This is a genomic window from Lachnoanaerobaculum sp. OBRC5-5, from assembly GCF_000296385.1.
Taxonomy (GTDB): Bacteria; Bacillota; Clostridia; order Lachnospirales; family Lachnospiraceae; genus Lachnoanaerobaculum.
In genome coordinates, this window is the sequence record NZ_JH815185.1 from 2,675,436 (window position 1) to 2,689,691 (window position 14,256).

At 37.4% G+C, this 14,256-nt stretch carries 16 protein-coding genes; 14 read left to right on the forward strand and 2 right to left on the reverse strand.

What is annotated here, in order from left to right; all coding sequences use genetic code 11:
* Positions 1-2 precede the first annotated feature (2 nt).
* The 14 genes from HMPREF1135_RS12340 (at position 3) to HMPREF1135_RS12405 (ending at position 11,450) form a co-directional block, all read left to right on the forward strand.
* Positions 3-1,697, forward strand: coding sequence for a sensor histidine kinase (locus tag HMPREF1135_RS12340; RefSeq protein WP_007595668.1), 1,695 nt, complete (start codon positions 3-5; stop codon positions 1,695-1,697).
* A 12-nt stretch (positions 1,698-1,709) separates the two neighbouring features.
* Positions 1,710-2,504, forward strand: coding sequence for a response regulator transcription factor (locus HMPREF1135_RS12345; protein WP_007595670.1), 795 nt, complete (start codon positions 1,710-1,712; stop codon positions 2,502-2,504).
* A 111-nt stretch (positions 2,505-2,615) separates the two neighbouring features.
* Positions 2,616-2,903, forward strand: a complete 288-nt coding sequence (rpsF, locus tag HMPREF1135_RS12350) for a 30S ribosomal protein S6 (protein WP_007595672.1) — start codon at positions 2,616-2,618, stop codon at positions 2,901-2,903.
* A gap of 23 nt (positions 2,904-2,926) precedes the next feature.
* Positions 2,927-3,373, forward strand: coding sequence for a single-stranded DNA-binding protein (locus HMPREF1135_RS12355; RefSeq protein ID WP_007595674.1), 447 nt, complete (start codon positions 2,927-2,929; stop codon positions 3,371-3,373).
* A 27-nt stretch (positions 3,374-3,400) separates the two neighbouring features.
* The gene (gene rpsR, locus HMPREF1135_RS12360) at positions 3,401-3,670 is read left to right on the forward strand and encodes a 30S ribosomal protein S18 (RefSeq protein ID WP_007595675.1); all 270 of its coding nucleotides are present in this window, start codon (positions 3,401-3,403) and stop codon (positions 3,668-3,670) included.
* Between the two features lie 172 nt (positions 3,671-3,842).
* Positions 3,843-5,189, forward strand: a complete 1,347-nt coding sequence (locus tag HMPREF1135_RS12365) for an N-acetylmuramoyl-L-alanine amidase family protein (protein WP_007595677.1) — start codon at positions 3,843-3,845, stop codon at positions 5,187-5,189.
* A gap of 12 nt (positions 5,190-5,201) precedes the next feature.
* Positions 5,202-5,612: an HIT family protein gene (locus HMPREF1135_RS12370; protein WP_007595678.1), complete on the forward strand. Its 411-nt coding sequence runs from the start codon at positions 5,202-5,204 to the stop codon at positions 5,610-5,612.
* A complete protein-coding gene (locus HMPREF1135_RS12375; protein WP_007595679.1) occupies positions 5,612-6,241 on the forward strand; it encodes a rhomboid family intramembrane serine protease in 630 nt (209 codons plus the stop codon). The genes HMPREF1135_RS12370 and HMPREF1135_RS12375 overlap by 1 nt, the downstream gene beginning before the upstream one ends.
* 88 nt (positions 6,242-6,329) lie before the next feature.
* Positions 6,330-7,106, forward strand: coding sequence for a 30S ribosomal protein S2 (rpsB, locus tag HMPREF1135_RS12380; RefSeq protein WP_007595680.1), 777 nt, complete (start codon positions 6,330-6,332; stop codon positions 7,104-7,106).
* Positions 7,107-7,198: 92 nt separating this feature from the next.
* Positions 7,199-8,143 carry a translation elongation factor Ts gene (gene tsf, locus HMPREF1135_RS12385; protein WP_007595681.1) on the forward strand — a complete coding sequence of 315 codons (945 nt, stop codon included), beginning with the start codon at positions 7,199-7,201 and terminating at the stop codon, positions 8,141-8,143.
* A gap of 79 nt (positions 8,144-8,222) precedes the next feature.
* Entirely contained in the window at positions 8,223-8,447 is a 225-nt protein-coding gene (locus HMPREF1135_RS12390) for a hypothetical protein (protein WP_007595683.1), read from the forward strand.
* Between the two features lies 1 nt (position 8,448).
* Positions 8,449-9,174, forward strand: a complete 726-nt coding sequence (locus HMPREF1135_RS12395; protein WP_034243205.1) for a phosphatase — start codon at positions 8,449-8,451, stop codon at positions 9,172-9,174.
* Positions 9,175-9,193: 19 nt separating this feature from the next.
* Entirely contained in the window at positions 9,194-10,594 is a 1,401-nt protein-coding gene (locus HMPREF1135_RS12400; protein WP_007595692.1) for an MATE family efflux transporter, read from the forward strand.
* Positions 10,587-11,450 (forward strand): DMT family transporter, encoded by an 864-nt coding sequence (locus tag HMPREF1135_RS12405; RefSeq protein ID WP_007595693.1) that lies wholly within the window; start codon positions 10,587-10,589, stop codon positions 11,448-11,450. The genes HMPREF1135_RS12400 and HMPREF1135_RS12405 overlap by 8 nt, the downstream gene beginning before the upstream one ends.
* A 106-nt stretch (positions 11,451-11,556) precedes the next feature.
* On the opposite strand, the gene HMPREF1135_RS12410 is transcribed toward HMPREF1135_RS12405, so the two are convergent.
* On the reverse strand, positions 11,557-12,789 hold the full coding sequence (locus HMPREF1135_RS12410; protein ID WP_007595694.1) for a HEAT repeat domain-containing protein: 1,233 nt from the start codon (positions 12,787-12,789) through the stop codon (positions 11,557-11,559).
* A 226-nt stretch (positions 12,790-13,015) separates the two neighbouring features.
* A complete protein-coding gene (locus HMPREF1135_RS12415) occupies positions 13,016-14,242 on the reverse strand; it encodes a dicarboxylate/amino acid:cation symporter (RefSeq protein WP_007595697.1) in 1,227 nt (408 codons plus the stop codon).
* Between the last annotated feature and the right edge of the window lie 14 nt (positions 14,243-14,256).

A 14,256-nucleotide genomic window follows, 5' to 3' on the forward strand; every position in this document is an offset into this window, starting at 1 on the left:
CTATGAATAAAAAGATAAGTTTTAAAGAAGAGTTAAAAAGGAGTCTTATAGTTCATGCGCTTACACCCTGTTTTATTTTATGCATAATATGTACACTTGGATTTATTTCAATTGCATTTGTAAATATATATAGGAATAATAATACATATTCACTAAACTCAAAAGAAAAGCTAGAGGTTGTTTTAAACAGCTACATCGAAAATACAAATCATGTTGCAAATGAGATTGATATAGAACTTTTTAAAAACAACAACCAATACAAAGTTGAGATAATAGAAGGTGTATATAACTTCATAAATCAAAAGGATATAAAGGCACAATTTTATATTTTTGATAAAAAGTTTGATATGTTATTCAGCACGGAAAGAAGTGATAATAAAAAGGATCTTATAAAATATCAGATAGACGGAAGCAAATCAAACTTTTGGGGAGAGAGCCCAGGTATAATATATATTTACGGTGGTAACGGAACAGAAAATCCTCCAATATCTTCATATCTTATAGTAAAGCCGATTGTGAGAGATAATGAATTTGCAGGGCTTTGTACATATGAGTTGGAGCTTAAAAATCTTGATGCTGTTTTTAACAATACAAACAGTACGGTTTTGCTTGTAAATAAATTTCATAGAGTGCTATTTAGTAATTCAAAGCGTTTTGTGGATGACAGGAATAAGATTATTAAAAATTTCAGAGACAGAAGAGGGCTTATCTTTAATGATGGAGAACTGATCTATATTTCAAGGAATAAGGTTGATTATGCAGATACGTGGATATATGTGATTACAGATTGCAGCACTTATCTTAATATAAGCGTAATAATGCTGCTGTTGATAATTGCCGTAGCAATTATAATGGCGGCGGCAATTTCTTCAAGTGCAGGCAAATTCTCAGCAAAAAAGACAGCCATAATATATCAACTTATAGATGCTCTAAAGCAGGTAGAGGATGGAAAACTTGATATAAATTTGAATATTGAATCTGATGACGAGTTTAAATCCATAGGTCATTCTTTTAATATGATGCTTGGGAGTATAAGGCACCTTATAGAAAGACATGATAAAATGGCTCTGGAAAATAATATGGCAATAGTTCAAATGATGGAATCGCAGTTCAATCCGCATTTTTTATTCAATACACTTGAGTCTATAAGATATCTGGTGAAATTTAATCCTAAGGTTGCAGATAAGACGGTAGTAAACTTGTCAAAGCTTTTAAGATACAGCATACAAAATACGGTAGATACAGTCAGATTCAAGGAAGAGTTTGATTTTGCCAAAAGATATATAGAGATAATGAAGGTGAGATTCGGTGAAAGGCTTGAATTTAATGACAATATTTCTGAGGATGTCAAAGAGGTAAGTGTACCGAAGATGATAATTCAGCCCATTGTGGAAAATGCCGTTAAATATGGATTCGGTGAAGATGTGGAAGTTTTAAAGGTTGGTATATCTGCTTATATCAAATCCGGAAAAGTGTATGTAACAGTAAGGGATGACGGAGTAGGTATAGAAAAAGATTTATTAAAAGAATTGGTGGTTAATTTAAAGGAGAAATACAATCTTTCGGACCATATAGGACTTTACAATGTACACAAGAGAATAGAACTTCTCTACGGTAGTGAATACGGGCTTGAGATCAAAAGTGAAACAGGTAAAGGTACGGAAGTTGTTTTGGTGTTGCCGGAAATTTTTAAATAGGGAGAGTGAGATATGCATAAGATTATTATAGTTGAAGATGAGGAGATTATAAGAAACGGTCTTGTTATTTCCTTTGATTGGATGGATTACGGATGTAATATAGTGGGGCTCGCAAAAGACGGCAAGGAAGGGCTTGATATGATACTTGAGCTTAATCCTGATATAGTTATCAGTGATATTAAGATGCCGAAGATGAGCGGAATAGAAATGATACAAAATGCCAAAAAGCAAGGCAAGGATTTTTTCAGTATAATTCTTACCAGCTATGCGGAATTCGGTTATGCCAAAAGTGCAATAGAATTCGGTGCGTCAGGATATTTATTAAAGCCTGTAGACGAGGACGAGCTTGTAGAATTGTTAAAATCAATAACCGATAAAATAAATAAAAAGAACAGGCAAAAAAAGATAGAGGAAAGTGTAAAGGATAAGATAATAGAAAAGGAAGACGACTGGAAAATATTTTTAAAAGCGGGAGAAAGCTCAGATGCTATTATAAGCTCGGTTTATAATATTATACAAGGTAAATATACAGAAAGGCTGAGTATAAATGATGTGGCGGATGAGCTTAAGGTAAGTAACAGTTATATCAGCAGGAAGTTAAAGACAAAGCTTAATACAAGTTTTGTTGACCTTTTGAGTCAATACAGAATAAAAAAGGCGATATCTTATCTTGAAAAAACCGATCTGATGATATACGAAATATCATGCAAAGTAGGATTCAGTGATTACAAGTATTTTTGTACCGTATTTAAAAAATACACCTCTTTAAGTCCTTCGGAGTATCAAAAAAACAAAGCAAAAAGATAATGATTTATCGCTTGCAATAAAAATCGAACTATGATATTATTAAGTACTGTGACACATAATCCTTGCTTTTGATATCGATATCAAAGGCCAGAGACCAAGAGGAGGTAAGAAATGACAAGTACATATGAATTAGCATTAGTGCTTAATGGTAAGCTTGAAGATGATGCAAGAGCGGAAGCTCTGGAGAAAGTTCAAAACTACATCACAAGATTTGGTGGAAGCGTTGTAAATGTCGATGATTGGGGTAAGAAGAGATTTGCCTATGACATTAACAAACAAAAAGAAGGATTCTACTATTTCATTAAGTTCCAGTCAGAGGATAACAATTGTCCTAACGAGTTAGAGGCAAATGTTCGTATCATGGAATCAGTTGTGAGATACCTAGTCGTTAAGCAGTAAGCTTAATATAAAGGAGAGATTGTATGAACAGAGCCATATTAATGGGCAGACTAACAAGAGACCCGGAAGTAAGATATTCAAGTGGTGAGAGATCTATGGCAATTGCAAGATATACTCTTGCGGTAGACAGAGGTTTCAAACGTGGAGACTCATCTGAACAGAACGCAGACTTTATACCATGTGTTGCATTTGATAAAGCCGGCGAGTTTGCAGAGAGATATTTTAGACAGGGAATGAGAGTATTGGTTTCAGGTCGTATTCAGACAGGAAGTTATACCAACAAAGAAGGTCAAAAAGTTTATACAACTGAGGTCATTATAGATACTCAGGAATTTGCAGACAGTAAGGGAGCAAGTGATGGCTCAAGCAGCTATCAGGCTTCTACAAGACCGTCACCGGCATCAGCGAGTACAGACGGATTTATGAATATTCCGGACGGAGTTGATGACGAGGGTCTACCATTTAACTAGGTTAAAATTAAGAAAGGGGACTTTATCATGGCATTTAACAAGGCTGACAGAGCAGAAGGCTCTAGAAGAAGACCTGCTAACGGATTACGCAGGAGAAAGAAAGTTTGTGCATTCTGTAGTGATAAGGAAAAGGCTATTGATTATAAAGATGTGGCAACTCTTAGAAAATATATTTCAGAGAGAGGAAAAATCCTTCCAAGAAGAATTTCAGGAAGCTGTGCTAAGCATCAGAGAGAAATCACAGTAGCTATCAAGAAGGCTAGACATATAGCTCTTCTTCCTTACGTTGTAGAATAAAATTTACAAAAAATATAACAAAACCCGTTTTTGTCTAAGACAGAGACGGGTTTTTTGCGTTAGTTAAGGTAAATGTAATGAAAAATACAACCTTGTAGTGTATAATATATGATACAAAAGAGTGTATGGAATCAAATAAACTTTAATGAGCATAAACGATATGGAGTAGAATATGAAAAAGAAAATACTTTTACCGGTTTTGGCTTTCAGTTTACTTTTGGTAACGCCTTTAAGTACATATGCCGAAGGCTGGGCAAAATCCGGTTCCGATTGGACTTACCTGGACAGAAACAATAATAAAATAACAAATGAGTGGAGAAAAGGTGCAGATGACAAATGGCGTTATTTAAATGATGCAGGAGTTATGGCAACCGACAGCTGGGTGGACGATGACAAATACTATGTTGACAATCAGGGTCTTATAGTGGAAGGCTGGAGAAAGTTAAAGGACAGAGGTGAGGATTACTGGGCTTATTTTCAGGCCGGAGGTAAGGCGGTCAAAGGCAATTGGAAGAGCATAAACAATCAATACTATTACTTTGATGAAGACGGAAAGATGCTTACCGGGTGGATACTTGATGACAACTACTATATAAAAAGTGACGGAACCATGGTGACCGGCTGGTATAAACTTATGCCGCCAAATGATGAGGGAGAAAGAAGGACAGGGCCGAATTCATCCTCGAATGAAAAGTGGTTCTACTTTACAAATACAGGAAAGAAGTTTAAACCTGTACTGACAAACGGATCAAAATTTGGTGAGAAGAAGATAGACGGTGTAAGATATGCTTTCAATGAGAACGGAGAGCTTGTTACAGGCTGGGTACAGACTTCCGGAGGTTCAAATCCTACCATCAAAAATTTCAAGTATATGAATGAGGACGGAACTCTAAGAACAGGCTGGTATTCCATAGAACCGCCTGAGGAGTTGGAAGGAGAGTACAATCATACTGTTGAATGGTTCTACTTTTCATCTACAGGGGAGCCTGTTGCATCAAAGAATGAAAAATTGTATGCAAGTGATTTGCAAAAAATAAAGGGAAATCAGTATCTGTTTAATAAAAACGGCACACCTGTATACGGTATTCAAAAGGTTTACCAGGGGAATACATATTCGGCATACTATTTCGGAAATGAGTCACAATGCTATCTTATGAAAGGTAAGCAAATGATAAAGGACGGAACCGGCAAGTCGGAGGAGTATTTTTTCCAGACTTCAACAGGTAAGGGGTTGACAGGCACAAAGGACCACAAGCTTTACTACAAGGGAAGACTTGTAAAAGCAAATGATTCCTTAAAGTATCAGGTTTTTGCAGTGCCGAATGAGAGCGGAAGCGGTACTACAAACTATGTGGTGAACTCATCAGGTAAGATAGTATCAAACGGAAAAGTAAAAGATGCAGACAAGGTGGAGTATAAGACCAATTCGGCAGGAGTACTTGTGGCAATAGACGGTGATACAAATATAAAGGGAACTTTTGAAACACCGCAGGAACCTGAGTGGACTAATAATGATTAAAGCGAGGTAAATATGGATTGTATTTTTTGTAAAATAGCCAACGGGGAGATTCCTTCAGATACAGTTTTTGAAGACGACAATTTTAAGGTGATACTTGATTTATCACCTGCAAGCAAGGGACATATGCTTATATTGCCGAAGACACATGCAAGAGATATCACGGAACTTGGTGAGGATATAGCCGGAAAGGCAATTGTTTTGGCTGCAAAACTGGGTAAGGCATCTATGGCGGCTCTTGGAGCTACAGGATTTAACACACTGGCAAATACAGGGGAGAGCGCAGGTCAGACGGTTTTCCACTGTCATATACATGTTATACCGAGATATGATGACGCTTCAAGTATTGTAAGTTGGGTACCGGGACAGTCGGATAAGGAAGTACAAAAAGAGACAGCAAAGAAAATAGCAGAGTGTATAAGATAATGGAACTTGGAATAGGTAAGAAAAATTATGTTGCGATCGGCATTATCATTGTAAATATTATATATTTCATTTTTCTTGAAACCCATGGAGGCTCGGAAAGTACCATGGTTATGCTCAAATACGGTGCGGCTTTTCCGGAGAACATTAAAAACGGTGAGTATTACAGACTTGTAACTTCCATGTTTATGCATTTCGGAATAGAACATATCGTCAATAATATGCTTATTTTGGTACTTCTTGGAGGAAAACTTGAAGATATACTGGGGCATGTGAGATTCTTCATCATATATATGCTCTCAGGTATACTTGCAAATATAGGTTCTGACTGGTTTCAGAATTATACAGGTGATGTGGCTGTAAGTGCAGGTGCTTCAGGTGCGATATTCGGTATAGTGGGAGCGCTTTTATATGCTTTACTTGTAAACAGAGGAAGAATAAAGGATTTGAGTGTACAACAGATAGCAATTTCTCTTGCACTTATGCTTTATACAGGATTCAGGACTACAGGTGTGGACAATGCCGCACATGTGGCAGGTGCTGCGGCGGGATTTATATTATGTCTTGTTTTGTATCATGGTAATAAAAAAGAAGAGTTGCAATCTGATGAATATTATGATAGAATTTTATAGCTAAATAAGCACATCAAGTGAATAGGGAAAGAGGTGCCATAGGTCCTTTTCTTAAGCTTGATGGAAGAAAAACCAAAGGAGAAAAACAATGAGTGTTATTTCAATGAAGCAGTTACTTGAGGCAGGTGTTCACTTCGGACATCAGACAAGAAGATGGAACCCTAAGATGGCTCCATATATCTACACAGAGAGAAACGGTATCCATATTATCGATCTTCAGCAGAGTGTAGGTATGGTTGATACAGCATACAATGCTATGTCAGACATAGCTAAGGATGGTGGAAAGATCCTTTTCGTAGGAACAAAGAAGCAGGCACAGGATGCTATCAAGGAAGAGGCAGAGCGTTGCGGAATGTACTATGTAAACGAGAGATGGCTTGGCGGAATGCTTACAAACTTTAAGACAATCCAGTCAAGAATCAAGAGACTTCGTCAGTTGGAAGAGATGAGCGAAGACGGTACATTTGATTTACTTCCAAAGAAGGAAGTTATCCAGTTAAAGAAGGAATGGGAGAAGCTTGAGAAGAACCTCGGCGGTATCAAGGATATGAAGAACATTCCTGACGCTATATTTATTATAGATCCAAAGAAGGAGAGAATCTGTGTTCAGGAGGCTCATACTTTAGGTATTCCACTTATCGGTATCTGTGATACAAACTGTGATCCTGATGAGCTTGATTACCTTATCCCGGGAAATGATGATGCTATCCGTGCTGTAAAGCTTATCGTAGCTAAGATGGCAGATGCAGTTATCGAGGCAAATCAGGGTGAGATCCTTTCAACATCAGAAGACGTTGCCGATGATTCACTTGAGGGTGAGACATTTGCACCTGATAAGGAAGAATTGGACGACAGACAGTTCTAATTTTAAAGAGATTTGAGTTATAGACGGGTTGCAAAGAGGGATTTTACCGCTTTGCAACTTGTCATATTTATAAATGTTTAGGAGGTTTTACAATGGCAGCAGTAACAGCAGCAATGGTAAAAGAGTTAAGAGAGATGACAGGCGCAGGAATGATGGACTGTAAGAAGGCCCTCGCTGCAACTGATGGAGATATGGATGCGGCAGTTGACTTCCTTCGTGAGAAGGGACTTGCAGGAGCACAGAAGAAGGCAGGTCGTATAGCAGCTGAAGGTATCGTAGATGTTTGTGTAAGCGATGATGCTAAGAAAGCGGTTGTACTTGAGGTTAATGCAGAGACAGACTTCGTTGCTAAGAATGAGAAGTTCAGAACTTATGTTGCAGAGGTTGCAGCACAGGCATTAAAGACAACTGCAAGCAATACAGAAGAGTTCTTGAACGAGAAGTGGGATCTTGATCCAAGCCTTACAGTAGGTGAGAAGCTTTCAAGCATGATCTCAATCATCGGCGAGAACATGTCTATCAGAAGATTTGAGAAGATAGAAGAGAATGCCGGTTGTGTAGTTTCATACATTCATGCAGGTGGAAAGATCGGTGTTCTTGTAGATGTTACAACTGATGTTGTAAACGATGAAATCAAAGAGATGGCTAAGAATGTTGCAATGCAGGTTGCAGCACTCCATCCGAAGTATACTTCAGACAAGGAAGTTGATGCAGAGTACCTTGCAAAGGAGAGAGAGATTCTCTTAGCTCAGATCAAGAACGATCCTAAGGAGGCTTCAAAGCCTGAGAAGGTTATCATGGGAATGATCGAGGGTAGAATTAAGAAGGAGCTTAAAGAGATTTGTCTTCTTGACCAGCATTATGTTAAGGCGGCGGACGGAAAGCAGTCTGTAGCTGCTTATGTTGCAGAGGTTGCTAAGGCAAACAATGCAAACATCTCTATCAAGGGATTTGTCAGATTTGAGACAGGTGAAGGCCTTGAGAAGAAGAGCGAGAACTTTGCAGAAGAAGTTGCAAAGCAGATGTCAGGAAACTAATATAAATCAATAATATATTTAACCGGAGCCAAGATACTTTATATAATCTTGGCTTTAGTTGTACAAAAAAGGAGAAAATATGGATATCACAAAAATAGTAACAGATATAATAAACAAGGCAAAGGCGGATCCTGAACTTTTATCAAACCTTGCAAAGGATCCTGAGAAGACAATAGAAGGACTTACAGGTATCGATATACCTGACGGTCAGCTTGATTCGGTTGTTGCAGGTGTAAAGACACAGATAGCTAAAGTAGGAATCTCAAGCGCTATGGATAAGATTGGAGACCTTTTTAAGAAATAATATGGACTTTTTATTTGATTTGCATACGCATACAATCGCTAGCGGTCATGCATACTCCACATTGAAAGAAAATATGGAAGAAGCGGCTGCAAAAGGACTTTTGGCATATGGCTTTTCAGATCATAGTGAAGCGGTACCCGGTTCATGCAAAAATATATATTTCATGAATTTTAAGGTAATGCCCAGAAGATATAAAGGGGTATTGATACTTAGAGGTGTAGAGGCAAATATAATTGATTTCAAGGGGAATTTAGATATTGATAATAATATTTTAAATCGACTTGATTATGTTATAGCCAGTATGCATACCATCTGTATAGAGCCGGGAAGCCTGCAGGAAAATATGGATGCATATTTTGGTGCCATGTCAAATCCATATGTAAAGATTATAGGGCATCCGGATGATGGAAGATATCCTATGGATCATGATGAACTGGCAAAGGAAGCCAAAAAAAAGGGCATTGTCCTTGAACTTAACAATTCGTCATTGAATCCTAAGTCCGCAAGACTGCATGGAAGAGAGAATGCCATAAAGATGCTTGAGGCTGCAAGAAAATACGGTACATATATAATATGTAATACAGACAGCCATTATGCGGATGATGTGGGTGACTTCAGAAACTGTGATACATTGTTGACTGAAATGGATTTCCCAAAAGAACTTATACTGAATAACAGTATAGATAATCTTAGGATGGTTTTAAATAAAAGTATTGACGAAATGTAAATGCTGTTTTGAGGTAATTATGGAAGAAAATATACAAAAGAAATCACAGGGAATCACAGATATGACCTGTGGAAAACCTTTAAAACTTATATTGGCATTTGCTATACCCATGCTTATAGGAACATTATTCCAGCAGTTCTACAGTATGGTGGATGCGGTAATGGTAGGTAAGTATCTGGGTGTTAATTCATTGGCAGCTGTGGGTTCCACAGGTGCCATCTTTTTCATGGTAAACGGCTTTGTTATTGGAAATACGGCAGGGTTTTCCATACCTATAGCACAAAAATTCGGTGCAAAAGACTATAGTGAGATGAGAAGATTCACTATGAATGCGGTATATATGGGAATATTTTTCTCCGTAGTTCTTACTGCAATAGTCTGTCTGCTTACAAGGTTAATACTTGTAGTTACAAATACACCCGCAGAAATTCTGGACGAAGCCTATATATATATTATTGTTATATTTGCAGGCATTCCTGTAATGTATCTTTATAATTTGACGGCAAGTATTATAAGGGCATTGGGAGATTCAAGGACTCCGCTGTATTTTCTTATAGTGGCGGCATTGCTTAATATAGTGCTGGATATTGTATCAATACAGTTTATGGGACTTGGAGTGGCAGGACCTGCCTATGCAACAGTTATATCACAGCTGGTATCGGGAATACTATGTGTGATATTTATGGTTAAAAGGTTTCATATATTAAAGCTTAAATCGGGAGAGGGCAGAGTATCCGCAAGGCATATAAAGATATTATTGTCCATGGGCATCCCTATGGGATTGCAGTATTCAATCACCGCCATAGGCTCCGTAATATTGCAGGCTGCAGTAAACGGACTGGGAGCTGTGGTTGTAGCCGCGGTAACGGCAGGCAGTAAGATAAGCAGCTTCTGCGTGGCTGTAACAGATGCTCTTGGGGCGACCATGGCTACTTATTGCGGACAAAATGTAGGTGCCGGAAAGCTTGAAAGAGTAAAGGAAGGTGTAAGAGTAGCTACAATAATAGGAATAATATATTCTGCAATAGTATTTGTTTTAATGATATTTATCGGTGGAGAATTGCCCAAGTTTTTCATTGATGCAACAAAGACGGATGTAATAGAAAGGGCAAGGATATTCCTCTTGTGGAATTCAGGATTTTATTTTGCACTTATCTTTGTTAATGTATGGAGAAACTCCATTCAAGGTATGGGATTTCCTATGTTTGCCATATTGTCGGGAGTATGTGAGATGTTTGCCAGAGGCTTTATAGGTTTTGTGGCAGTTCCACATCTTGGTTTTGTGGCGGCATGTATGGCATCACCTCTGGCATGGATAGTTGCGGATATGTTTCTTATACCCGGATTTTTATATTGCATAAATGTATTAAGAGAAGTATTTAGAGAAAAAGAGATAAGAGAAAAATTTCATTATGAATAAATATAATAAAAAGATAGGAATATTGTACATACTTGGAGCTGCATTCGGTTTTTCCCTGATGGGACTCTTTGTGCGAATGGCGGGAGAACTGCCCACATTTGAAAAGGTGTTTTTCAGAAATCTGATTGCAGCCTTTGTAGCATTCTTTATGCTTATAAAAAGCGGTTATAAGTGGGAAAATATAGGAAGAAAAAATTGGATTTTATTATTTATCAGGTCAACCTGTGGATTTATCGGTGTTATCTGTAACTTCTATGCAATTGACCATATGAATATAGCAGATGCCTCTATATTGAATAAACTTAGTCCTTTTTTTGCAATAATGATAAGTTTTATAATTTTACAAGAAAAACCGGTTTTGATGGATATTCTAACTACGGTAGTAGCATTTATAGGTGCGATATTTGTAGTAAAGCCAAGTGCAAATTTTGCATTTGTAGTAGCTATGATAGGAGTCATGGGCGGACTTATGGCGGGCACTGCATATGCTTTGGTGAGAAAGATGACCGGTAGCGGTGTGAAGGGAATGTTCATAGTATTTTCATTCTCGGTTTTTTCAAGCATATGCTGTATACCGCTTATGGCTATAGATTTTATCATCCCAAGCTTTATACAGTTTATAATGCTTATGGGTTCGGGATTTTCCGCAATGGTGGGACAGATTTGCATTACAAAAGCCTATACATATGCTCCGGCAAAGGAAATATCGGTATATGACTATACACAGGTTATATATTCGGCACTTTTAGGATTTATATTTGTAGGTCAGATTCCGGACAGATTAAGCTTTATAGGATATACAATTATTATATCTATGGCGGTACTGAAGTGGATTTACAATAATAAAGAGAATTAGAGATTTATATTATACTAAGATATTTTACTTATTTAAATAAAGCTGTTGAAATATAAAGCTAAAAAATGCGACTTGAGTTTTATTTACCCTTGTCGCATTTTATGATTTATTTTGTAAGCTCTTTAGAAAAAACATCCTTTATAAATGAGGCATCTTTGTCAGTCAAAGCTTCGATTACAGATTTTATAGATTCCATGGCTTCTTTTTTTCCATGAGCATGTATTACTTCAATAGCAGAAGCGCGTGCCAAACTGTTTGCATTAGGATCCTTAATAATTTCAATCATTGCAGCTATTATTTTATCCTTATTGTAGTACGGATTTTGTGCTTTCCATTCTTCAAACCCCGTATCAGATATTCCACTCAAATAATTAAGCACTGTAAACTCAGGTATATTTTCATTTCTTGATGTCTTTTCAATATATTCAACAGTCGCATTATAAGCAGTTTCATTATGACCGTTCATATAAGTAGGATTAAGCCACATGTCTATAAGAGCTTTTCCATAGATACCATGAAGCTCGTATTTACTGTCATCAAGAAGTATTGTTTTTAAATACTCCGTGATTTTTGTATTATCTCTAAACACTCCGCTTTTTTCACATGCGGTTCTCATAACTTCTTTATTCTCATCCTGCATAAGTTCAAAAACCAGATCTTGCGCTCCTTCTATGTCCTTATTAGAACCGATGCATAACCAATAGGCAGCTCTTTCTCTTACTCCGGGATTCTCATTTTTAGCCATATCAAGAAGGAACTTTGCAATTTCGGGATCCTCTCCGGCTTTATATGCTACTACACTTACAGCTCTTCTAAGTACATATGGCTCTGTTTCTGTCTTTAGGATTTCTTTCACCAAGTCTATGTTTTCCTCTTTTGCTCCGTTAAATTCATCTATCAGCTCACATGCAATCCCCCTAAGTTGAGGATATTCACTTTTTATCAAAGTTTTTAGTACATTTTGGCTTGCAATATACTTAACATTCTTATCGTCCAACAACGAAAATGCCTGTTGTGTAACGCTTCCGTCTTCAAGATTTAAATCTTCAGTAATGGGGACATATCTGTAAGTTGATACCAACTCTAAAAATTCTTCATCTGTAAGCTCATTCTTACCGATTAAGTTTTTTGTCAGATCTTCTACCGTCAAACTCTTATAGTCAAGATCCCTTGTGTTTTTTGGGGATTCCAATTCTTTATTTTCTTCTGCTACAGAGGAAGTTGGATCATCGGCACTTATCTTTGTCTCATCAGTTGAACTTTTACAGGCTGTAATACCTACAGAGGCTGTAACGGTAAGAGCAATTATAATGTGCAGCAAGTATTTATTTTTTCTCATAACATTTTTCCTTTCGTACACAAGAAAATTATATGATGTCCGGTAAAAGTAAATTTATCCGGTTAGAGTTCATATAATTAATAATCAGTTTGATACACTTAATATATACTATAATAATAAAGTATAGGCAATAACTTCGTATGAAATATATAAAAAAATGGTTATCACTTTATGAATCCGCTTCTATAAGTGATAGCCATTTTTTAGTTTACTTAAATATTTTAGTTTACTTCAATATATTTCCAAGTTTTTGGGGTTCTATCTTATTCTTTTTTGCATACCCGGTAAGTATAAGCGTCAGAGCACCGTCACCTGTTACATTACAAGCTGTACCGAATGAATCCTGAAGTGCAAAGATTGTAAGCATAAGAGCTGTTCCGGTCTCATCAAACATAAGTACACCTGTTATAAGGCCGAGTGAAGCCATTACAGTACCTCCCGGAACTCCCGGTGCGCCTATTGCAAATACTCCTAAAAGCAAACAGAATAAAATCATTTTTGCAGGAGACGGGAATTCACCGTAAAGCATTTTTGAAACGACCATTACAAAGAATGTCTCAGTCATAACAGAGCCGCAAAGGTGGATATTTGCAAACAGCGGAATACCGAAATTTACCATATCTTCACGAAGAGGCGGTTCCGATTTCCTGGCACATTCCAGAGCGACTGAAAGTGTAGCGGCACTTGACATGGTACCTACCGCAGTCATGTATGCAGGGCCGTAGTTTCTTATTATATCCAAAGGATTTGCACCTGCATAAGCACCTGCGATAAGATAAAGAAGTGCCAACCATATATAGTGACCTATCATTACCATAATGATGATAACAAGGAACACAGGCAATTGTTTTGTAATACTTCCCTCATATGCGAGAGTTGCAAAAGTAGTACCGATAAGAACAGGAAGTACAGGAATAACAAATTTTGTTACTATGCTGAGTACAACCTTTTGGAATTCTTCCAAAACACCGGTAATAAGTTCACTTCTGTTCCATGCAGCCGCAAGGCCAACCATGATTGAGAAGAAAAGAGCACTCATAACAGGCATTATAGCCGGTATTGAAAGCTGGAATACAAGCTGGGGTAATTCTTTAAGGCCCTCAACTTCAGGCGTAATACTCATATGTGGAAGTATTATAAAGCCTGAAGCTGTAGCAAAAAATGCCGCACCGATTGAAGAAACATAGGCTAGTATAAGAGCAACTATAAGTATTCTTGATGCATTGCTGCCAAGCCTTGTAATAGACGGGGCAATAAAACCTATAATAATAAGCGGAATACAAAATCCTATAAATTGCCCGACAATGTACTTAACAGTCACAATTATATTAAGCAGTGCCACAGAAACGGCACTTGTATCATTTTTGTTCAGGAAAAGTCCCGCAACAATACCTATAACAAGTGCAAGCAACAGCCGGAAAGGAAGGCTGTTTAAAATACCGTTCTTTTTCATATCAAAATCCTCCT